The following is a 20,277-nucleotide window of genomic DNA, read 5'->3' as shown; positions in this document are numbered from 1 at the left end:
ATGAAGAAATGGATGTTGTGGATGTTGGTCGGCGCCACTGTGATCTTTGGCAGTGTGTTCGGGTTTTACGCGTTCAAGCAAGTCATGATCGGTAAGTATTTTGCCTCCTTGCCGGTTCCCACCGTGCCTGTTACGGCCGTGGACGTCAGGGCAAGTGACTGGACACCGACAATTGATGGCATTGGCTTTATCGAACCGGATCGCGGTGTGACACTCAGTGCGTCCTTGGCTGGCCTGGTGAGCAATGTGCTGTTTGAGTCCGGGCAGACGGTTAATGAAGGCGACCTGTTGGTGCAGTTGGATGCGGATAAAGAACGCGCTGATCTACAAAGTGCCCAGAGTCGCCTGGCATCGGTAAAAAGTGAGCGTGATCGCCTGGTCCAGCTTGCGCAAAAATCCATGGCGTCGCGCAGCCAGGCGGACCAAGCCGAGGCTACTTACGATGCGTTGCTGGCGGACATCGACAGTCTCAAGGCGACCATTGCGCGGCGGGAAATCCGTGCCCCGTTCAGCGGTATTACCGGCATTCGCCAGGTTAACCTCGGTCAATATCTTCAGCCCGGTGCCGAAGTGGTGCGCCTGGAAAATATTGATGTAATGCGCATTCGGTTTATTGTGGCGGAGCAGGATTATCCGCGTATTCAGTCGGGCATGCCCATCAGTCTGGATATCTCGGCCTTTCCCGGACGACAATTTGAAGGCACCATCACCGCCATTGAGCCAGCGGTGGATTACAAATCTGGTGTGGTACAGGTTCAGGCTACCATTCCAAACTCCGATCAGCTATTGCGGGCGGGCATGTACGCCAAAGTCAAAATTTTCCAACCGACACTCAGCAATCAGATCGTTATCCCACAAAGCGCCATTACCTTCACGCTCTACGGCGAAACGGTGTATGTGATTGAAAGCGTTACGCCGGAAGAGGGCGGCGAAGCATACGACGCAGTGCGCCTGGCGACAGTCGTGGTCGATGAGCGCAGTGGCAGTGATGCTTTGGTTACAGACGGATTATCGATTGGTGATCGGGTCGTAACGTCAGGCCAGTTAAAACTCTCCAACGGTGCGCGCGTCAGCATTGTGCAAGACGATACGCTGGCACCCCGCGAACAATTACCGCGGCGTTAAGGCCAGGAGGTCGATATGCGTTTTACGGATATATTTATTCGCCGCCCGGTGCTGGCGGTGACGGTGAGTTTGTTGATCCTGTTGCTGGGTACCCAGGCGTTGTTCAAGATGCAGGTGCGGCAATACCCGGAGCTGACCAACACGGTCATTACCGTGACTACGGCATACTATGGCGCGAGCGCCGATCTGATCCAGGGCTTTGTGACGCAACCGCTGCAACAAGCGGTGGCGGAAGTGGAAAATATCAACTTTGTGCAATCGCAAAGTATGCAGGGGGTCAGTACCGTCACCGTGCATATGCAGCTGGATTCAGACCCGGACGCTGCGCTCGCTGCCACACTCGCTAAAGTAAACAGTGTGCGCGCTACCTTGCCGGCCGATGTACAAGATCCGGTGATTACCCGTAGCACCGGATCAACTACCTCCATTGTTTACCTGTCGTTCTCCAGTGACAAACTCAACGCCAGTCAAATTACTGATTACCTCAACCGTGTGGTCCAACCACAGCTGGTCACCATTCCCGGTGTGGCCAAAGCCAATTTAATGGGTGGCAGTGCCTTTGCGATGCGCATCTGGCTCGACCCGCAACGCATGTCAGCGCTGAACCTCAGTGCGCGGGAAGTGCTGGGCGCGCTGCGCGCAAATAATTACCAGGCGGCACCGGGTGAAATTAAAAGCGACTGGTTTTTATATAGCGTTGACGTGCAGACCAGTCTCACCAGTGTGGAAGAGTTTTCCAGTTTGATTGTAGCCACCCGGGACAATGGCGTGGTGCGCCTGCGTGATATCGCTACCGTAGAAATGGCCGCAGGGCGAGTGTCATTAAGTGCGACGGCGGATGGAAAAGAAGCGGTGCTTATTGGCATTGATCCCACGCCCAAAGGCAATCCGCTCGATATTGCTCACGCGGTCCGCGAAAAGCTGCCGGAATTACAACGCAATATGCCCGATACCATTGAAATGAAGTTGCTCTATGACGCAACACTCGTGATCGAAGAATCTATCTATGAAGTGGTAAAGACAATCGCAGAAGCCGTCATCATCGTGGTGGTGGTGATCTTCCTGTTTATGGGTTCGTTGCGTGCAGTGTTGATTCCGGTGGTTACCATTCCCTTGTCACTGGTTGGCGTTGCGATGTTGATGCAACTCATGGGTTTTTCGATCAACCTGCTCACCTTGTTGGCGATGGTCCTGGCTATTGGTCTGGTGGTCGATGATGCGATTGTGGTGGTGGAAAATGTTGACCGCTATTTAAAGATGGGAGAAACACCGTTTCGTGCGGCGATCATCGGCACGCGGGAAATTGCGGTGCCGGTTATCACTATGACAATCACGCTTGCGGCGGTATATGCACCTATCGCGTTGCTTGACGGTTTAACCGGCGCCCTGTTGCGGGAGTTTGCGTTAACCCTGGCTGGAGCGGTTTTTATCTCCGGTATTGTGGCGCTCACCTTATCGCCGATGATGAGCTCAAAGTTATTGCGGCACACTAACCAGGACAATAATTTTGAAGCGAAGGTGCACCGGGTTCTGGATAAACTCGATCAAAAATATTCAGGCATATTGGACGCCGTGTTGGCCAAGCGCCCGGTGTTCGTCGTGTTTGCCTTGATTGTGCTGGGCAGCTTGCCGTTTTTATTCAACATCATCACCAATGAATTGGCGCCGGCGGAAGATAACGGGGTTGTGTTCGTGATGGCCACGGCACCGGACAATGCCAACCTGGATTACATTGAAACGCACATGGCCAAAGCCAGTGCCATGGCGACCAAAGAACCGGAAGTGGTCACCGCGTTGACCATTTCCGGCGTGCCAGCAGCTAACCAGGGTTTGGCCATTGCGCCCATGGTGCCCTGGAGTCAGCGCGAAGCGAGCGATCAGGATTTATTAAAACGTCTATCGCCACCGATACAAAGTATGCCGGGTGTATCGGCGACGCCCTTTGCCTTGCCACCATTGCCAGGCGCGTCGAGTGGATTGCCAGTGCAATTTGTTATCACCAGTCCCGGGGATTATCCAACGCTCTATGCGGTTGCACAGGAAGTACAGGCGGCAGCTAAAGCCAGTGGCCTGTTTATTTTTAGTATGCTCGACCTGAATTTCAGTGCGGCTAATATCAATGTCAGTATCAATCGCGAAAAAGCCGGTGCCTATGGCGTCACCATGGAAGAGATCGGTTCAACCCTGGCGCTGTTGATGGGTGATGGTTATGTCAATCGCATCAATATTGAAAGTCGCAGTTACGAGGTGATTCCCCAGGTTGAGCGTATCGACCGACTGACCCCGGAATCCATCGGCGAATACCATGTGATGTCGGCAACCGGTACGCCGGTGCCGTTAAAAAATCTGATTGATTTTGATCTCACCGGCAAGCCGCGCAGTTTGCCGCAATACAACCAGGTGAATGCGGTGACCATGAGTGCGGTGTTATTTCCCGGCACGGGTATGGGTGAGGCGGTAGCCTTTTTGCAAGCGCAGGCTGAAAAATCCTTACCCAAGGGGTTCAGCTATGATTTTCTAGGCGAGTCACGCCAATACGTCGAAGAAGGTTCTGCGCTGTATATGACCTTTCTGCTCGCCTTGCTGATTATTTATCTGGTGCTTGCGGCGCAATTCGAAAGTCTGCGCGATCCCTTGGTGATTCTGGTGTCGGTGCCCATGGCAGTGTGCGGCGCCTTGTTGATGCTGGGCTTCGGATTGGCGAGTATGAACATTTATACGCAAGTGGGTTTGATTACCCTGGTGGGTCTGATCAGTAAACACGGCATCCTGATGTGCGAAGTGGCCAAAGAACAGCAACTGCATCATGGCCTTGATCGTTTCGAAGCGATCCGTCTCGCTGCGCGGATTCGCTTGCGCCCGATTCTGATGACCACAGCGGCCATGGTGGCCGGCCTGATTCCTTTATTGTTAGCGACCGGCGCCGGTGCCATGAGTCGTTACAGTATTGGTCTGGTATTGGTGGCGGGGTTGTCGATAGGGACTTTATTCACTTTGTTTGTGTTGCCGGTGGTGTATACCTTTCTGGCTTCGAGCCACAAACCACTGCAAGTGTTTGACGAAAACGCGCCGCATACCGAATCGCATTAATGTAACGATACGCACCGGCTGCGCCGGTGCCATCAGGTTTTTTTCCCGGCTTCAATTTTTTGCAAAACCCGCCGGTAAATTGCTTCGGTGTCCACATCATTTTTTTCTTGCTGAACGGTGGTTTTTACCAGGTGGCGGGTCAGACGCAGGTGCCGCATAAAACGGCGGCAATGACTGCACATCATCAGGTGCAAACGCATTTGCCAACGCAGATTGGTGTTGGTTTGGTTATCCAGATAATCACTGGCACGGTTGGCTACGTCTTTACAACTTAGCATTGGCCGGTCTCCTGGTAACGATCAATCGCCTGCATCAGGCTCAGGCGCGCACGGTGTATCAATACCCGGATATTCGCGCTGCTCACTTGTAGAATCTGACACATATCATCAAACGTTTGTTGCTCTATATCGCGTAAGATAAAGGCTGCTTTCTGCATGGGCGGCAAAAGATCAAGTGCGTTGGTAATACAGATTTGCAATTGTTGCTCTTCCATCAATGCTTCTGGTGATTCCTGGCTCCAGTGCGCCGGTGCCCGACGCCAATGACCGTCGGGTTTGAAATTGGCTGCATCCAGATAACCATCCAGATAACTGCCCGGCGTATCGCCATCCAACATCTCTAGCGACACCATGCGTGATTCCCGTCGCAATCGTGCTTTGGCTTCGTTGCTGACGATAGTGAGTATCCAGGTCTTCAAAGATGATCGCCGTTCAAAGCGGGGCAGGGCGATATATATCGATGCCCAGGCGTCCTGCACCACATCCTCGGCAAAGACATCACCGACAATGGCACGGGCAACCGTCAGCATCAAACGCTGATAGCTGCTGATTAATTCACGGAACGCCTGCTCATCACGCTGGAGCAGGCGTTCAATCAACGGGATATCATCCGGCACCTTGGTTGAGACGTTGTCAGTTATCAAAAGACGCATTGAAAGGGCTGCACACTGCTGATCATCGTGTTCCAAGGTTAGCATCAATTCTTTGGTCCCGCGTTCGCCCTGTGGGGTTATCAATCACCGTCAATCAGCCGTATCTGTAGTGTGTGTTGCGTTTCTGCGACGCAACCAATACATCAGCCAGTAGTCCAGACTGACATAGCGTCCGCCACCCAAAAACAGCAGGGCCAGCAACATGCTCAGGTAGATGGCCGCAAACTCGATACCGTTATTGAGAATGACGAACTTGCCGTTGGAGGTTAGCCAGGTGTAATTACCGTGTTCGCGCAGGATGTCGCGGGCGCGCTCCAATTTTTCGCTGGAGGCGATAACGGATTCTGTAGCGAAAGGTGCTTGTGGATCTGCAATAGCTTGCCATCCCTGCTCCCAATGCACACTGGCGATGGCGACCAACATGGTAATAATCAGTGGCAGTGTGATCAGTCGGGTAAAGAAGCCCAAGGTTAATAGTACTGCACCGATCAATTCGGTGGCGGTGGCCAGTAACGCCAGCAGCCACGGCAGTGGTAATCCCAACCCCCAGTCTGGATTGCCAAACCATTCCACGGTACTGTCAAAATGAAGGAGCTTCTGCATACCCGCCATCCAGAAAACCGGTACCAGGATAAAGCGCAATGCCAAGGTGGCCAGGCCATCGATATGCCGCAGTTTTCGCAGGTATTGCTCAAATAAGTGTTGGGTTTGCAGCAGCCGGGTCTGGGGCATAGCGAATTATCCTGGGTTTGATGTTGCGATACAGATGCGCAGCCGCCGCGTTTGTTACAGGCGCAGTCCATTTCACGTAATTGCTTTCGCATATTCCAAAAAAGTCTGGTCTAAAAAAGTCTGGTATGGGGGCGCCCGCTTTTATATACTCCCGCCTCTTGTATTTCAGCTTCCTTCGATAGGAAGGCATTTCCCTGCATTAATTAACTCAAGTGGCCTTTGGTAGGGGTCACCACTGAAAAGGATCGATCATGCCTGTTATTACACTTCCCGATGGCTCCAAGCGCCAGTTTGATAAACCCGTCTCTGTCTATGATGTCGCTGCTGATATTGGTCCCGGTTTGGCTAAGGCCACCATTGCTGGCCGCGTGAATGGCGAGCGTGTCGATGCGCACGACCTGATCACTGACGATGCTGAACTGGTGATCTTCACAGCGAAAGACGAAGATGGTCTGGAGATTATTCGTCACTCCTGCGCTCACTTGCTCGGCCATGCCATCAAACAGATGTGGCCCGATGTGAAGATGGCTATCGGCCCGACCATCGAAAATGGCTTTTATTACGATGTCGACCTCGACCATATGTTGACGGATGATGACATCGCAGCCCTTGAACAGCGGATGCTGGAACTGGCGAAAACAGAATACGATGTAGTGAAAAAGAAAGTGTCCTGGCAAGAGGCACATGATACGTTTGCTGCGCGCGGCGAACCTTACAAACTTGAAATCCTCGAACGCGATATTCCCCGTGATGCCACACCGGGTTTGTATCACCACGAAGAATACATTGACATGTGTCGTGGTCCGCATGTGCCGAATATGCGTTTTTGTGCGCACTTTAAATTAATGCGCGTGTCCGGTGCCTATTGGCGCGGCGATTCCAACAACAAGATGTTGCAACGTATCTACGGCACGGCCTTTGCCGATAAAAAGCAATTAGCTGCGCATCTGCAGATGCTGGAAGAGGCGGTGAAGCGCGATCACCGCAAGCTCGGCAAGAAATTCAATTTCTTCCATTTACAGGAAGAGGCGCCGGGTATGGTGTTCTGGCACCCGCGCGGCTGGACCATCTATTCCACGCTCGAATCCTATATGCGCGATGTGCAACGCAACAATGGCTATAGCGAGATCAAAACCCCGCAGGTGGTGGATCGCACATTGTGGGAACGTTCCGGTCACTGGGATAAATTCCGGGCGAATATGTTCACGGTCGCATCAGAAGATCGCGATTTTGCCGTGAAGCCGATGAACTGCCCATGTCATATCCAGGTGTTCAACCAAGGCTTGAAGAGCTACCGCGAGCTGCCTTTGCGCCTGGCCGAGTTTGGCTCCTGTCACCGCAATGAAGCGTCGGGAACCTTGCAGGGTTTGATGCGTGTGCGCGCCTTCGTGCAGGATGATGCGCACATCTTTTGTACCGAAGCGCAGATCCAGGACGAGGTTTCCACCTTTACTGATTTGCTTTATCAGGTCTATGCGGACTTCGGTTTCAGTGATGTCATTATCCGCATCTCTACTCGCCCGGAGCAGCGTGTCGGTAGTGATGAAGTCTGGGATAAGGCCGAAAAAGCCCTGATGGATGCCTTGCAGAGTAAGGGATTGCCTTATGAACTTTTACCGGGTGAGGGCGCCTTCTACGGTCCGAAGATTGAGTTCTCCCTGAAAGATTGCATCGGCCGGGTATGGCAGTGCGGCACTATTCAGGTGGATTTCTCCATGCCCGGCCGTTTGGATGCGCAGTATGTGGCGGAAGATGGCTCGCGCCAGGTGCCGGTTATGCTGCATCGGGCGATCCTTGGTTCCTTTGAGCGTTTCATCGGTATCCTGATCGAACATTACGAAGGCTCTTTCCCGGCCTGGCTGGCGCCGGAGCAGGCGGTGGTTCTCAATATCACCGACAATCAGGCGGAATATGTAGGGAAAGTGGAAAAAACCTTGCGTGATAAGGGCTTCCGTGTCATTTCGGACTTGAGAAACGAGAAGATCGGCTTTAAAATCCGCGAGCACACGATTCAGCGGGTCCCCTACCTGCTCGTCATTGGCGACAAAGAGGTTGAAAATCAATCTGTTGCGGTTCGCACAAGGGACGGAAATGATTTGGGTGTAATGAGCCTGGAAGCCTTTATTGACCTGCTGGCTGCTGATGTAGCGCGCCGGGGACGTATTTCTTCCTGACTTGTTTCTATTAATGAACTGGAGATAAAACTATCAAACGAGATAACGCTACCGCGAATAAAGGTAATTCCAAAAAGGCGCGGATCAACGATCAAATCGAAGCAAAAGAAGTTCGCTTAATCGATGCAAGTGGTGAGCAGGTTGGCATTGTTCCCTTGTCTGACGCTCTGGCGCGAGCCCAGGCGGCCACCCTTGACCTGGTAGAGATTGTTGCTGATAGCGACCCCGTGGTCTGTAAGATCATGGATTACGGTAAACATCTGTTTGAATTGAAGAAAACCAAAGCGGCTGCCAAGAAGAAGCAAAAGCAGCAGCAAATCAAAGAAATGAAATTTCGACCAGGGACGGAAGAAGGGGATTATCAGGTCAAACTACGCAACCTGATACGTTTCCTTGAACACGGGGACAAGGCCAAGGTAACGTTAAAGTTCCGCGGCCGTGAACTGGCTCACCAGGAGCTTGGCATGGAGATGATGCAACGCATCGAGCAAGACCTGGCTGAGATGGGTACTGTAGAACAATCGGCAAAGATGGAAGGCCGCCAATTGACTATGGTAATCGCCCCGAAAAAGAAAAAGTAACCGGGCTTTTAGCTGCCTCAGGCTACTTTAAAGAGACATCGTCATAGGCAGTAGTTTTGCGTATGGCCAGCAATAACGCGGTGTCTCGTATTAATCACTACGAATGCGGAGTTTTTCCCATGGCAACAAAAGCTAAAGTACACAGTGGCGCCTCCAAGCGCTTCAAGAAGACCGGCGCTGGCTACAAGCACAAGCACGCCAACAAGAGCCACATCCTGACCAAAATGACCACCAAGCGTAAGCGCCAGTTGCGTGGCACCAGCATTGTTGCTGATGTCGATGTACCAGCTGTAAAGCGTATGCTTCGCGCCAACTAATATTGGCTTCATTGAGAATTTTGAGAGGATTGAATTATGGCCCGTGTTAAGCGTGGTGTAGAGGCGCGTCGTCGTCACAAGAAAGTTTTAAAAGCTGCAAAAGGTTATTACGGTGCACGCTCACGCGTATTCCGCGTAGCCAAGCAGGCTGTTATCAAAGCCGGTCAATATGCTTACCGCGACCGTCGCGTCAAGAAGCGTAACTTCCGTGCATTGTGGATCACTCGTATCAATGCCCAGTCTCGCGCTGAAGGCATGACCTACAGTCAACTGATTGCTGGCTTGAAGAAAGCCAATATTGTGCTTGACCGTCGCGTACTGGCTGATCTGGCGGTATACGATAAGGCAGCTTTTGCTGCAGTTGTTGCGAAGGCTAAATCAGCTCTGGCTGCTTAATCGTCCAATGACTGTCAGGTGTTTGTAAAACACCGATGCGAACGCGATGAAAGGGAAGGGGCTATTTAAGTTCCTTCCCTTTTTTTATGGTGTATTTGTTTTCCTATAACAACTTATGTGTGGAATAACCGATGGATAACCTGGTTGCGCTTACCGAAGCGGCACTCAAACTGGTAGCAGAGGCGCAAGATCTGGCGACTCTGGATAATGTGCGGGTCGATTATCTGGGCAAAAAAGGCAGCGTCAGTGCCTTGATGAAAAACCTTGGCCAGTTATCCCCGGAGGAACGTCCGGCAGCCGGTGCAGAAATCAATCAAGCCAAAGATAAAATCCAGGATGCCATTGCCGCGCGCAAGGCGGCCCTTGAGGACGCGCAGATCGCCGCCAAGCTGGCGAGCGAAATTGTGGACGTGACCTTGCCGGGGCGCGGTGAACATACTGGTGGGTTGCACCCGGTGACCCGCACACTACAGCGTATCGAAGAGATCTTTACCGCTGTCGGCTACAGCGTGGAAGTCGGTCCCGAGATCGAGGACGACTATCACAACTTCGGTGCCCTCAATATTCCTTCCCATCACCCGGCGCGGGCGATGCACGATACTTTCTACGTGAATGACAACCATGTGCTGCGTACGCACACGTCACCGGTTCAGGTGCGTACCATGGAAAACCAGAAACCGCCCATTCGTGTGATCTGCCCGGGGCGCGTTTACCGTTGTGATTCTGACTTGACACACACGCCCATGTTTCACCAGGTGGAAGGCCTGGTCGTCGATAAAGACATCAGCTTTGCCGACCTCAAAGGAACCGTTGATCAATTCCTGAAAGCCTTCTTTGAAGTGGACGTTCCTGTGCGCTTTCGTCCGTCTTACTTCCCGTTCACTGAGCCTTCGGCTGAGGTGGATATCCAGTGCACCCAGTGTCGCGGCAAAGGCTGTCGCGTGTGTAAGAACACGGGGTGGCTCGAAGTGATGGGGTGCGGCATGGTGCACCCGGAAGTATTTGAATCCTCTGGTGTAGATACTGAAACCTACACCGGCTTTGCCTTCGGTATGGGTGTGGAGCGTTTGGCCATGTTGCGTTACGGTGTTAACGACTTGCGCTTGTTCTTTGAGAACGACCTGCGCTTCCTGAAGCAATTTTAATCAAGCAGCCACGGCCCTCCGGCGGTGGAGAGAAACCACTAGAGACTATTATTAGCTCCTAGAGACTGAATACTATGAAAGTAAGTGAATCCTGGTTGCGCGAGTGGGTTAATCCGGCTATTTCCACCGATGAGTTGGTGGCGCAACTGACCATGGCTGGCCTGGAAGTGGACGGTGTAGAGTCCGTTGCCGGTGAGTTTTCCGGTGTGATTGTGGGTGAAATTGTTGCCGTCGAGCAGCACCCGGACGCGGACAAATTGCGTGTTTGCCAAGTGGCTGGTTTGCCGGAAGGGCAAATGCAGGTCGTTTGTGGTGCGCCGAATGCGCGCGTGGGCCTTAAAGCACCCTTTGCCACCATTGGCGCTAAATTGCCTGGTGACTTCCAGATCAAGAAGGCCAAATTGCGGGGCGTTGAGTCTTTCGGCATGTTGTGCGGGCAGACAGAACTGGAAGCGGGCGATGACGATACCGGTCTGTGGGAACTGGCTGCGGACGCGCCTGTTGGTGCTGACTTGCGTGAATACCTCAAGCTTGATGACAAGTTGATCGAAGTAGATCTTACGCCCAATCGTAGTGATTGCTTGAGCGTAAAAGGCCTTGCGCGGGAGATTGGGGTGCTGAATCGGACCTCGGTTGAGTCGCCCGCTATCCCTGCGGTTGCGCCGGTACTGAGCGATACCTTTGCTGTTCACCTTGAGGCTGAAGCTGCTTGCAGTCGCTATGTGGGACGGGTTATTCGCAACATTGATATCTCTCGTCCTTCGCCGGCCTGGCTGCAGGATAAATTGACCCGTGCGGGCTTACGTTCCATTGATGCTGTGGTTGATGTAACCAACTATGTCCTGATGGAGTTGGGGCAGCCCATGCACGCGTTCGACTTACAGAAATTACAGGGTGCTATCCATGTTCGGATGGCGCAGCAGGACGAGCCGCTGACGTTGCTGGATGGGCAGGAGATAAAACTCAATGCCGATACCCTGGTGATTGCAGACAATCAGGAGGCTTTAGCCATCGCCGGCGTTATGGGTGGTAAAGCGACCTCTGTCAGTAATGCTACCCGTGATATTTTTCTGGAAAGCGCTTTCTTCAACCCGATCGCCATTGCGGGGCGGGCGCGCTCCTATGGATTGCATACGGATTCCTCACACCGCTTTGAGCGGGGCGTGGACTATGAGCTGCAGGTAGAAGCGATGGAGCGTGCGACTGCATTACTCCTTGAGATCGTGGGTGGTCAAGCGGGCCCGATAATCCATGTTACCAATGACCATTTGCCGAAAAAGCGCGAGATCAATTTGCGCCGTGCCCGAATTCAGAGTGGCTTGAGCCTTGATATGGCCAGCGCTGAAGTGGTTGATATTCTGGGCCGCCTCGGTCTGGCCTTGACGGAAGAACACGCCGAGGGCTGGACCTTTTCTGCGCCGTCCTACCGTTTTGACATTGCTATTGAAGCGGATTTGCTGGAAGAGTTGGCCAGGATTTACGGTTATAACCGCCTGCCCACGCGCAGTTTGGCCAAGCCATTGGCTATTCAGCCTCATCCGGAAGTACAACTGGGATTGCCTGTGCTGCGGCGCCACCTGGTCTCCAGGGGCTATCAGGAAGCTATTACCTACAGCTTTATTGAACCCAAACTGGCTTCGTTATTTGACCCGCAGACAGAGGCCATTGTCCTGCGCAATCCTATCAGTGCTGACATGTCGGCTATGCGCACCAGCCTCTTGCCGGGCCTGGTGAGTGCGTTGCGCTACAACCTTAACCGTCAGCAAGAACGTGCACGCCTTTTTGAAAGTGGTTTGCGTTTTTTGCCCGCTGCGGACGGATTTAATCAACAGGCTATGCTGGCGGGCTTGATTTATGGTCCCCGGAATCCGGAATCCTGGGCAAACCCAAGTGATTGGGTAGATTTTTATGATCTCAAGGGAGATCTGGAATCATTAATTGGCATCACGGGTTATGCAGCCGGATTCACGTTTAAAGCGGCTGTCCATCCTGCGCTACATCCCGGGCAAACCGCTGCCATCTATCGCGATGGTGAATTGCAAGGTTACCTGGGTGCCCTGCACCCGACACTGCAGCAGCAGGTGGATATCCCCAAGGCCGTGTATGTCTTTGAGATCGCCCTGAGCAGTTTATTGGCGGCACGGGTGCCGCGTTTTGAGCCGTTATCCAGATTTCCGGAGGTGCGCCGTGATCTGGCTTTGGTGGTGGGTCGTGAGATAGCAGCAGATGCTTTGCTTGATGCCGTCAAAAATCAGGCGGGTGAACAGCTTGTCGACTTAAAGGTATTTGACGTATATATGGGCAAAGGTATTGATCCACATAGAAAAAGTGTGGCGATGGGGTTGACCTTTCAGCATCCATCACGCACTCTAACAGAGGATGAGATCAGCGCCTCTATAGACAATGTTGTTCGATATCTGGAGGCAAACTTTGCAGCCACCCTCAGATAGGGATAATAAATATGCCGGATGGTGCTCTGACGAAAGCAGACTTGGCCGAGAAGCTGTATGAGGATCTCGGCCTCAATAAACGCGAAGCCAAAGAGCTTGTTGAACTCTTTTTTGAAGAGATTCGTCACGCTCTCGAAAATAACGAGCAGGTAAAGTTATCTGGCTTTGGAAATTTCGATCTACGCGACAAAAGCCAACGTCCGGGACGCAACCCCAAGACGGGAGAGGAAATCCCGATCAGTGCGCGTCGGGTAGTTACTTTCCGCCCGGGACAAAAACTCAAGGCCAGAGTAGAAGCATATGCTGGAACCAAGTCATAACGACGAACTGCCGGTCATTCCCGGTAAGCGCTACTTTACGATTGGTGAAGTCAGCGAGCTATGCGCAGTAAAGCCACATGTTCTGCGCTATTGGGAGCAGGAGTTTCCCCAGTTGAAGCCGGTAAAACGCCGGGGAAATCGTCGTTATTACCAACGTCAGGATGTACTGACCATCCGCCAGATTCGCACCCTGTTATACGATCAGGGTTTCACGATTGGCGGCGCACGATTGCAGATGAGCAGTGACTCGCAGCAAAACGAATCCAATCAATTCACTCATCTGGTTTCTCAAATGATTGTGGAGTTAGAACAATTGTTGGATGTATTGAAGGCCAGATAATTTCCGTGTCACCGGCAGTTGCAATCTCGATAAATTGCGGTATTATGCCGGTCCCTCGCAGCTGATGGTGTAAGCCAAGCCATTGCTGCAACATCAAGTTTTGATGTCTCGTCGGAGCGTAGCGCAGCCAGGTAGCGCACCATACTGGGGGTGTGGGGGTCGTGGGTTCAAATCCCGCCGTTCCGACCATTTTTCAGCATATCCTTTCTGCTTGTTTTCCATCGTCTTCGCTTCATCCCTGTTGCTTTTCCGCTACTGGCACATTCCGATCAAAGTGCTACTATGTAAGCCTTCTTTGGTCTCGCTCCTGTTTCTTCAGTTAAGGTGCGTTCTTCAAAATAACAAGAGGTATACTTGTGTCAAAGCAATTAATGATTTACGAAAACATTCAACCACTGTCCGATAAACACCGTACCTGGGCTGTTAATGTATCCAGCTATGATTTTGCCGCGCATTTGAATTCATCCCCTCTGTTGGCGACTGAAATCCCCTTTGCGGCAGGCGAGTACCCCATTATTTTTTCTGCTACCGCGACAGAAGGTGAATATCTCCCGCTGGCGGTAATGGGTTTAAAAGAAGGTCAGAATTTATTTATTGACGCCAATGGAAAATTTTCAGCGCGTTACATTCCCGCTTTTATTCGTCGCTATCCGTTTGTGTTGGCGGGAGCAAAAGATGCTGAGACCTTGACGTTGTGCATTGATGAGAACAGCAAGGCATGCAATCCCGACGGTAGCCAAGGTAAGCGATTGTTCGACGACAATGGTGAACAATCTGCCCATCTCAAAGAAGTGGTGGAGTTCCTTAAAGATTATCAATACCGCGCGGAAATGACCAAGGCATTTTGCAGAAAGCTGCACGAGCTGGATTTGTTGGAACCGATGCAAGCCACTATCACCTTCAAGGATAACCAAGCTGCCAATATGAACCTGACGGGTTTCTATGTGGTCAAGCGCGAGAAACTGAAGAAAATCAGTGACGCAGACATTCTGGATTTATTCAAGAAAGATGGTATGGAGTTGATCTATAGCCACATGCAGTCGCTTTCAAACCTGAATGATTTAATTAATAAAATGTCAGGGCAAATGGTTACAAAATCTTAAGAAGACATTTACTGTTCATCGAAAAGCCGGGACCGAAAGGTTCCGGCTTTTTTGTTGGTTGTCAACTTGGATAGTGATGGGCAATAAAGTTTAATGTGCTTGCCGAATATCCCGATGCTTGGCATTCATCTGCTTGATTTTTCGCTCGGCCGTTAAAAAGGCATCGCGTACTGCTACATGAATGGATTCGTCATCCCGCGCTACTGTTACGGCACCGCCTTTAATGTCCAGCTCAATAGAGGCGCGATACTGTTTGCCTTTGTGCTTGTGATTATGGGGTGTATCCAGGACAACACGGCTGTGGATGATTTGATCGGTAAAGCGATTAAGTTTTTCAACTTTGCGGGAAATGATTTCGTTTAGTGCGGCAGATGAATCCAGATCACGATAAATAACATCGACTGCAGGTTTCATTCGTTAACCTCCTTAACGGTGCGATGAACGAGAACTTGAAAAGCGGTCTGTGGCAGCACAGTTTTTCGTATACTCTCATTAACTATATTGATGATTCTCAGGAAAATATCAAGGTGAAAACCCCTTTTTTGATAAGAACATTTTCATCTGAAAAATGAATATGTGCGGTTGTTCATCAATAGTCATATAAGGCTTGCGAAAGTGTCGAAATAGAGCTACCCGCTGAATACCTACGTATGATGTTAAAAATAGTTACGAATTTATGATTGAATATTGGATGATAGTTTTGAGCTAAGCCGACCGGAGGAAACATGTCGCAAGATAAGCAACTGCTAGTGACGGGCGGAACCGGATTCATCGGGATTCCATTATGTAAGCAATTGGCGGCGCGGGGCTATGCCCTCACTGTACTTTCCAGGAATCCGGAGCGCGCAGCCAAAGTGTTGCCGAAAGATGTTCGGGTGATTGCGTCGCTAACACGCGTTGAGGCGGATTTTTCTCACGTGGTGAATCTTGCTGGCGAGCCGCTGGCAAATGGTCGTTGGAACGAAACGCGGAAAAATGAATTTTATGCCAGCCGAGTTGGGTTGACGAAACAATTGGTGGATTTCTTCCAGTCCAGCCATGCACATCCTGAGGTGGTGGTAAGCGGCAGTGCTATCGGTATCTATGGTCACCGGCATGACGAAGTATTAACAGAAGCGAGTCCGGCGGGAGAGGGATATGCGGCCATGTTATGCCGGGATTGGGAAGCAGAGGCGTTGCGCTTTTCAACCTTGGGTTCGCGAGTATGTCTGCTTCGTACAGGTATTGTCCTGGGGCCGGGCGGCGGTGCCTTACATAAAATGTTGCCCGCTTTCAGGCTGGGCTTGGGTGGTCGCTTGGGCGACGGGCAGCAGTGGATGTCATGGGTTCACAGAGATGACCTGATACGGATAATTATTTTTTGCCTGGAACATCAAACCCTGACGGGGCCGGTTAACGGTGTTGCTCCACAACCGGTAAGGAATGAAGTTTTTGCGCAGCAGTTGGCTCGGGTGCTGCACCGGCCAGCACTGTTGCCAATGCCCGCGTTGGCGTTGCGCTTGTTGTTCGGTGAGATGGCTGAGGAGCTGTTGTTGGCGAGTCAACGCGTGATCCCCCAGGCAAGTGAGCAGCAAGGTTTTACATTTGATTATCCCGACTTGACCAGGGCGTTAACGAATATTCTTAAAAATAATTAATCGCCAGGCTTGAAAATAGTTTGGTGATCCTCATCTTGTCTTTGCAGCCGCTCTTAAAGAGGGATGTAAACTTTATCTGACTTGATCTTTTGATAAGTCCAATCTTTATATTGCTCAAATGAGGATATATTTTTATGCGTAACTTTGATTTTTCGCCCCTGTATCGTACCGCCATCGGTTTTGATCGCATGGCTAACCTGCTTGATAGTTTAAGTCGTACTGAGCAAGCTCAACCCAGTTACCCACCCTACAATATTGAATTGACCGGCGAAGACCAATACCGCATTACCATGGCCGTGGCGGGTTTTAATCAGGCTGAATTGAATATCGAGGTTAACCAAAATAATCTGACGGTTTCAGCTAGCAAACCAACCGAAGAAAAACCCAGAACCTATTTGCATCAGGGTATAGCGGCACGCAGTTTCGAACGTCGCTTCCAGCTGGCGGATCATGTGCAGGTTAAATCGGCAACGATCGAAAATGGTTTATTGCATATTGATTTGCAGCGTGAAATTCCCGAGGCTATGAAACCTCGTACCATTCAGATTAATAGCAACCAAATTAACAGCAGCAAACCGCAGGAAAAACTAACTGCGGCCAAACCATCGGATTCAGCGGCTGCTTAATTCACCTTTCATGGCTATGTAATCGAGACGCCGGTCCAATGAGATCGGCGTTTTCGTTTCTAATGATCGCTGCTGAATAATTTTGCCCGCACCGTGGCCCGATATTCTTTGGGGGTAGTGGCTAATTGTTTTTTAAACAGGGCGGTGAAATAACCCGCGTCCTGATACCCCACTTTTTCGGCCACTTCATTGATGGAAAGGTTGCTGGTTTTTAATAAATCCCGTGCAGTATTGATACGAACTTCCTGTAGATACTGCAGTGGTGTTTGACCGGTTGCGGTTTTGAAGCGTCGGTTCAAGGTCCTGGTACTTAAACTGAAGCGGTCAGCTACCTGCTCAAACGAAATATTGCGATGGTAGTTGTCCTGAAGCCAGATTTGTACCTGGACGATCTCCTCATCAGGATGGCGGCTGTGATCCTGCTCAAAATAACCGCTGCTCTCGTAGGAGCGGCGGATTTCGTGGGAAAAATGACGTTCAACATGGCTTGCTATTGTCTTGCCCAGTAAGCGGTGAATAAAATGCACGGTGAGGTCCGCTAACGAATTGACGCTGGCTGCGCAATACAGGTTGCCAGCCTGGGTGATAAAGTACTGCCGTTTTAAGTCGACCTTGGGGTAATCCCGCTGGAACTGGTCGAAATAATGCCAGTGGGTCGTGGCGGGTTTCCCATCCAGCAAACCCGCCTCCGCGAGAAAGCAACACCCCGTGCCTACGGCACTTATCAGGGCACCGTTCTGGTACTGTTCGCGCAGCCAATCAAGCAGATATCCGCTACGCCGGATGAGGGGGCGAGGGTTACGCCACAATCCAGGTAGATAAATAATGTCGTTGTGGGCCGCTTGCTCCAGTGAGCAATCGGGCTGCCAGGTAAATCCGGAGCGGGTTGTCACTGCCTCTGCATACAGAGCTGCGGTACGCAGTTTGAGGTGTGGATTCGAGGAGCGTTGAGCCCCGTGTGATGCGCTCTCAGCTGCCAATAACATCTCCATCGGAAGCGTGCTACTGGTAGCCAACATATTCTCGCATAGCAGAAAAGTGATCTGCGTGGCTTGGGAGCTTGGTGGGTTCATGGCGTGATTCTCGTAATGTGGCCAAATTAACACAGATATTGGCTGAATCAACAATAACACTTGTCACTTATTGTTAATACACTTTGCTCCCATTCTGGCGTTTATTCGATTGCTGTTGCGGAGTGTTCTATGGCTCATCCTTCTCCATCACGTTTACCTGTCATCGTCGGCTTCGGTGGTTTTAATGCGGCCGGGCGCGCCTCAGCTCATCATGCCTATCGGCGGATGGTTATTGAGAGTTTGCCGGCTAACGACCGGCAAGAAACGCTGGCAGGATTGGCGGTGATGATGGGTTTGATCGGTGTAGCTGAGGGCCAGTACATTCGTCTCGATAATGATCAGCCACTGACCCTTGACCAGATTGAAGCGGAATTTGGTCCCGCCGTCCTGGATGGCACGCTGATTCGCCGCATTGAAAAGACCTTCTTCGATGTGGATGCAGTTCACTGGCAAAAGAGTTCGCTTCTCAATGCTGCTACCCAGCCTCTGGTTGTTGAGATGAGCCGCAGGGATCTTCCGGAGCCCATTCCTGCGCAATGGGACATAGAGGAGCTGGAAGCAGGTCGTGTCAGGGTGACACTGGCGGACAGTCTTGCCGTCAAACTCGATAGTTACCGCGATATGCCGGTAAAGTCCGCAGGACAATTGCCGCGCGGGTTTGATCCGGGTGCACTGTATAACTCCCATTTCCATCCCCGGGCTCTGCAATTAGCTGTTATTGGTGCCTCAGATGCAGTGCGTTCCGTGGGCGTTGAATGGTCGGAGATCATGGAGGCAGTCAAGCCGGACGAAGTGGGTGTGTACGCCAGCAACGTGATGAGCCAGATGGATGAGAATGGCTTCGGCGGATTGTTGCAATCCCGCTTGAAAGGCGGTCGTGTTAGCACCAAGCAATGCCCCCTCGGCTTGAGCAGCATGCCGGCAGACTTCGTCAATGCCTATATTCTCGGAAGCGTGGGCCATACCGGCGCTATCGCTGGTGCCTGTGCTTCCTTTTTGTACAATCTTCGCGCCGCTGTTGAAGACATCAGTAGCGGCAAGTGCCGGGTGGCCATCGTAGGTAATGCGGAGGCCCCGATCACCCCGGAAATTATCGATGGCTATGCCACCATGGGTGCGCTGGCCAGTGAAGACAAGCTGAAAAAGCTCGACGACTCCGACACCGCCGATCCACGCCGCACGAGTCGTCCCTTTGGTGAAAACTGCGGTTTTACCATTGCGGAAGCAAGCCAATATATTGTGCTGATGGATGATGCGCTCGCACTTGAGCTGGGTGCGGATATTCACGGTGCGGTCAGTGATGTCTTTATCAATGCAGATGGCTTTAAAAAGTCCATTTCAGCGCCCGGCCCCGGTAACTACATCACCATGGCAAAAGCCGTCGCGGCGGCGCGGGCAATTGTGGGTGATGAAGCGATTCGCCAACGCTCTATGGTTCAGGCGCATGGCTCCAGCACGCCGCAAAATCGGGTGACTGAATCGCAAATTTTTGATCAGGTTGCCAAGGTGTTTGATATCGAGAATTGGCCCGTATCGGCAGTGAAAGCCTATGTTGGTCACTCGCTTTCACCGGCTAGCGGGGAACAGCTCATTACATCCTTGGGAATCTTCAAATATGGCATAGTGCCGGGGATCAAGACGATTGATAAGGTGGCGGACGATGTATTTGCTGAGCGACTGCAGCTTCCTGTAAGGGATATGGATCGCCGTGAAACCCCCTTCGATGTCATTTTTTTGAATTCCAAAGGTTTTGGCGGCAACAACGCGACAGCAGGTGTGATCGCGCCCCAGGTCGTGGAAAAAATGTTGAGTCGCCGTTATGGCGCGGAGCGCATCAGCGAATATGTGCAGCGGCGCGAGAAAACGCGCGCCACCGCAGCAGCTTACGATGCCGCTGCGCTCAAAGGCCATTTCCAGACCATATACCATTTTGGCGAAGGGTTGATTGATGAAAGCCAGATCGGCATGGACAGCACCTCGGTGACGCTCCCGGGCTTTGCGCAACCCATTGATCTCAGATTCACCAACCGTTTCGACGATATGGTTTAACAACAGGTTGTTAGTCACTGCGGCTAGCTTTCAGGCTAGCCGTGGTGGTTAATCCTCAGGCTATACAAACCTTATCCTTTCCCTTAGAATACCGCGCCTTTCGCAGCACTCATGTGCGCGTAACGATTTTTAACCAGGGTACCGCCTTGATCGGTACTGATATTTTTCTAAACAGGAAGAAAACCTCA

At 51.6% G+C, this 20,277-nt stretch carries 19 protein-coding genes and 1 tRNA gene; 15 read left to right on the top strand and 5 right to left on the bottom strand.

Annotated elements, in window-relative coordinates:
- The gene (locus ACSV5M_RS07160; RefSeq protein ID WP_439174991.1) at window positions 1-1,125 is read left to right on the top strand and encodes an efflux RND transporter periplasmic adaptor subunit; all 1,125 of its coding nucleotides are present in this window, start codon (window positions 1-3) and stop codon (window positions 1,123-1,125) included.
- A 15-nt stretch (window positions 1,126-1,140) separates the two neighbouring features.
- Window positions 1,141-4,215 carry a multidrug efflux RND transporter permease subunit gene (locus ACSV5M_RS07155; RefSeq protein ID WP_439174990.1) on the top strand — a complete coding sequence of 1,025 codons (3,075 nt, stop codon included), beginning with the start codon at window positions 1,141-1,143 and terminating at the stop codon, window positions 4,213-4,215.
- A gap of 32 nt (window positions 4,216-4,247) precedes the next feature.
- Here ACSV5M_RS07155 and ACSV5M_RS07150 read toward each other — a convergent pair whose 3' ends face one another.
- From ACSV5M_RS07150 to ACSV5M_RS07140, 3 genes are all read right to left on the bottom strand, one after another.
- A complete protein-coding gene (locus tag ACSV5M_RS07150) occupies window positions 4,248-4,493 on the bottom strand; it encodes a zf-HC2 domain-containing protein (protein ID WP_439174988.1) in 246 nt (81 codons plus the stop codon).
- A complete protein-coding gene (locus tag ACSV5M_RS07145; protein WP_439174987.1) occupies window positions 4,487-5,146 on the bottom strand; it encodes an RNA polymerase sigma factor in 660 nt (219 codons plus the stop codon). Before ACSV5M_RS07145 ends, ACSV5M_RS07150 begins: the two co-directional genes overlap by 7 nt.
- 90 nt (window positions 5,147-5,236) lie before the next feature.
- Entirely contained in the window at window positions 5,237-5,878 is a 642-nt protein-coding gene (locus ACSV5M_RS07140; RefSeq protein ID WP_439174986.1) for an HvfX family Cu-binding RiPP maturation protein, read from the bottom strand.
- Between the two features lie 251 nt (window positions 5,879-6,129).
- On the opposite strand from ACSV5M_RS07140, the gene thrS reads away from it, so the two are divergent.
- The 10 genes from thrS to ACSV5M_RS07090 all read left to right on the top strand — a co-directional run bounded on the left by thrS (window position 6,130) and on the right by ACSV5M_RS07090 (window position 14,704).
- Window positions 6,130-8,052, top strand: a complete 1,923-nt coding sequence (gene thrS, locus ACSV5M_RS07135; protein ID WP_439174984.1) for a threonine--tRNA ligase — start codon at window positions 6,130-6,132, stop codon at window positions 8,050-8,052.
- Window positions 8,053-8,084: 32 nt separating this feature from the next.
- Complete coding sequence (infC, locus tag ACSV5M_RS07130) at window positions 8,085-8,633, top strand: translation initiation factor IF-3 (RefSeq protein ID WP_439175247.1); 549 nt, start codon at window positions 8,085-8,087, stop codon at window positions 8,631-8,633.
- A gap of 119 nt (window positions 8,634-8,752) precedes the next feature.
- Window positions 8,753-8,950 carry a 50S ribosomal protein L35 gene (gene rpmI / locus ACSV5M_RS07125; RefSeq protein WP_439174982.1) on the top strand — a complete coding sequence of 66 codons (198 nt, stop codon included), beginning with the start codon at window positions 8,753-8,755 and terminating at the stop codon, window positions 8,948-8,950.
- Between the two features lie 36 nt (window positions 8,951-8,986).
- Window positions 8,987-9,346: a 50S ribosomal protein L20 gene (gene rplT / locus ACSV5M_RS07120; protein ID WP_439174981.1), complete on the top strand. Its 360-nt coding sequence runs from the start codon at window positions 8,987-8,989 to the stop codon at window positions 9,344-9,346.
- A 131-nt stretch (window positions 9,347-9,477) separates the two neighbouring features.
- Window positions 9,478-10,491 (top strand): phenylalanine--tRNA ligase subunit alpha, encoded by a 1,014-nt coding sequence (pheS, locus tag ACSV5M_RS07115; RefSeq protein ID WP_439174979.1) that lies wholly within the window; start codon window positions 9,478-9,480, stop codon window positions 10,489-10,491.
- Between the two features lie 74 nt (window positions 10,492-10,565).
- The gene (gene pheT, locus ACSV5M_RS07110) at window positions 10,566-12,941 is read left to right on the top strand and encodes a phenylalanine--tRNA ligase subunit beta (RefSeq protein ID WP_439174978.1); all 2,376 of its coding nucleotides are present in this window, start codon (window positions 10,566-10,568) and stop codon (window positions 12,939-12,941) included.
- Window positions 12,942-12,952: 11 nt separating this feature from the next.
- Window positions 12,953-13,261, top strand: coding sequence for an integration host factor subunit alpha (ihfA, locus tag ACSV5M_RS07105; protein ID WP_087466020.1), 309 nt, complete (start codon window positions 12,953-12,955; stop codon window positions 13,259-13,261).
- Window positions 13,242-13,601: a MerR family transcriptional regulator gene (locus tag ACSV5M_RS07100; RefSeq protein ID WP_439174977.1), complete on the top strand. Its 360-nt coding sequence runs from the start codon at window positions 13,242-13,244 to the stop codon at window positions 13,599-13,601. The genes ihfA and ACSV5M_RS07100 overlap by 20 nt, the downstream gene beginning before the upstream one ends.
- A gap of 112 nt (window positions 13,602-13,713) precedes the next feature.
- Window positions 13,714-13,790, top strand: a tRNA-Pro gene (locus ACSV5M_RS07095).
- 167 nt (window positions 13,791-13,957) lie between these two features.
- Complete coding sequence (locus ACSV5M_RS07090; protein ID WP_439174974.1) at window positions 13,958-14,704, top strand: SapC family protein; 747 nt, start codon at window positions 13,958-13,960, stop codon at window positions 14,702-14,704.
- 90 nt (window positions 14,705-14,794) lie between these two features.
- Here the strand turns inward: ACSV5M_RS07090 and ACSV5M_RS07085 are convergent, their stop codons facing one another.
- The gene (locus tag ACSV5M_RS07085) at window positions 14,795-15,118 is read right to left on the bottom strand and encodes an HPF/RaiA family ribosome-associated protein (RefSeq protein WP_439174973.1); all 324 of its coding nucleotides are present in this window, start codon (window positions 15,116-15,118) and stop codon (window positions 14,795-14,797) included.
- Between the two features lie 311 nt (window positions 15,119-15,429).
- On the opposite strand from ACSV5M_RS07085, the gene ACSV5M_RS07080 reads away from it, so the two are divergent.
- A complete protein-coding gene (locus tag ACSV5M_RS07080) occupies window positions 15,430-16,341 on the top strand; it encodes a TIGR01777 family oxidoreductase (RefSeq protein ID WP_439174972.1) in 912 nt (303 codons plus the stop codon).
- A gap of 134 nt (window positions 16,342-16,475) precedes the next feature.
- Entirely contained in the window at window positions 16,476-16,967 is a 492-nt protein-coding gene (locus ACSV5M_RS07075) for an Hsp20 family protein (RefSeq protein ID WP_439174971.1), read from the top strand.
- A 59-nt stretch (window positions 16,968-17,026) separates the two neighbouring features.
- Here the strand turns inward: ACSV5M_RS07075 and ACSV5M_RS07070 are convergent, their stop codons facing one another.
- A complete protein-coding gene (locus ACSV5M_RS07070; RefSeq protein ID WP_439174970.1) occupies window positions 17,027-18,040 on the bottom strand; it encodes a GlxA family transcriptional regulator in 1,014 nt (337 codons plus the stop codon).
- Between the two features lie 129 nt (window positions 18,041-18,169).
- Here ACSV5M_RS07070 and ACSV5M_RS07065 point away from each other — a divergent pair, with 129 nt between their 5' ends.
- Complete coding sequence (locus ACSV5M_RS07065; RefSeq protein ID WP_439174969.1) at window positions 18,170-20,089, top strand: beta-ketoacyl synthase; 1,920 nt, start codon at window positions 18,170-18,172, stop codon at window positions 20,087-20,089.
- Window positions 20,090-20,277 lie beyond the last annotated feature (188 nt).

Source organism: Cellvibrio sp. ARAG 10.3 (assembly GCF_051846955.1).
Classification (GTDB): Bacteria; Pseudomonadota; Gammaproteobacteria; order Pseudomonadales; family Cellvibrionaceae; genus Cellvibrio.
Note: the sequence above shows the minus strand (reverse complement) of the source record. Positions and strands in the feature narration are given on the sequence as shown.